This window comes from Pseudomonadota bacterium (assembly GCA_010028905.1).
Taxonomy (GTDB): Bacteria; Vulcanimicrobiota; Xenobia; order RGZZ01; family RGZZ01; genus RGZZ01.
This window is the reverse complement of record RGZZ01000799.1, coordinates 1-1,439: the sequence shown is the minus strand read 5'-3', so window position 1 is coordinate 1,439 and position 1,439 is coordinate 1. Positions and strand designations below refer to the sequence as shown.

Below are 1,439 nucleotides of genomic sequence, written 5' to 3'. Positions count from 1 at the left end.
AGACGTTATCGACGTCTCCCTACGGGAGGTACACCCCCGTTGCCGTAGAAGCGAAACGCCTCGCTGTCCTGCAGCGCATCCAAGTTCCAGGGAGAGCGTCCCCCTTGACCGAGCCCCTCGACCCAGAGTTCGAACGCACGGTGACCACCGCCCTGCGCCAGGTCGCCAACCGCGACGTGCCCACCGTCACCGCCGATGGCCTCATCGCCGACCTTGGGCTCGACTCGGTGTCGGTGGCGGAGCTTTTCGTGGTGCTCGAGGAGACCCTCGACATCGTCATCGACCCTGATGAGATCATGCAGGCGCGCACCTTCCGCGACCTGCAAGACATCGTGCAGCGCTTGCAGGGCGGCGGCGCGGCGCAACGGTGACCCCCGACACGCTGCGTGCGGGCCACGATGTGGCCATCGTGGGCATGGCCTGCCGCTTCCCCGACGCGCCGACCCCCGCGGCGCTGTGGAAGAACACCCTCGAGCGGCGCACGAGCTTTCGACCTGTTCCGCCCGAGCGCTGGACCCACAGCGTGTTCCAGAGCGAAGGGCGCGACCCGCACGCCACCCCCTGCGGACAGGCTGCCTTCATCGACGATGTTGCGCTCTTCGCCGCGCGTCACTTCGGCTTCTCTCCGCGACGCAGCGAATCGACCGATGCCCAGCAGCGGCTCATGCTCGAGCTGGCGCGCGAGGCCCTCATCGATGCCGGGCACGACGCGCGGGCCTTCGACCGCCGGCGATCGGCAGCCTTTGTGGGCGTGGGGGTCTCGGAGTACTCGCGCATGATGGTGATGGGCATGCGCGGCCGACAGATGCGGGCGGGCGATTTCGGTGATGCCGACCCAAGCGCCGACCGCCTCACCCGGCGGGTGATGTCCGTGCGGTCGTACATGATTCCTGGCAGCCTGCTCAGCATGTGCGCCGCGCTCATCGCCCAGACCTATGATCTCGGAGGCCCCTGCACGGTGGTCGACGCCGCCTGCGCCGCCTCCCTCGTCTCCGTGGTGCAGGCCGTGCAGCACCTGCGCGGCCTCCCTGCGCGCCATGCGGGGAGCCCCGCCCCCCTGGCGCTGGCCGGCGGCGTCTACCTGATGCTGCTGCCGGACAACATGACCGGGTTCACCCGCGTGGGCGCCCTGGCACGCACCGCCTGCAGGCCCTTCGATCGTGCCGCCGAGGGGTTTCTGCTCGGCGAGGGAGCCGGCCTGGTCGCGCTCAAGCGGCTCGATGACGCCTTGGCTGACGGCGACCGCGTCTACGCCGTGATCCGCGGGGTAGCGTGGAACAGCGACGGCCACACCGATGCCCCCATGACCCCCCTGCTCAGCGGACAGATCGCGTTGCTGCGCGACGGCTTCGAAGACGCCGGCGTCGACCCCGCCAGCGTGGGCTACATCGAGACCCACGGCACTGCGACGAACGTGGGAGATCGGGCCGAGGTGCAGG

2 protein-coding genes are annotated in these 1,439 nt (G+C 69.8%); both read left to right on the top strand.

Features of this window, described 5'->3' with window-relative positions:
- The first annotated feature begins 68 nt into the window (after positions 1 to 68).
- A complete protein-coding gene (locus tag EB084_25405; GenBank protein ID NDD31602.1) occupies positions 69 to 371 on the top strand; it encodes an acyl carrier protein in 303 nt (100 codons plus the stop codon).
- A partial coding sequence (locus EB084_25400) for a polyketide synthase (protein ID NDD31601.1) occupies positions 368 to 1,439 on the top strand: 1,072 nt, incomplete at its 3' end. The genes EB084_25405 and EB084_25400, both read left to right, overlap by 4 nt.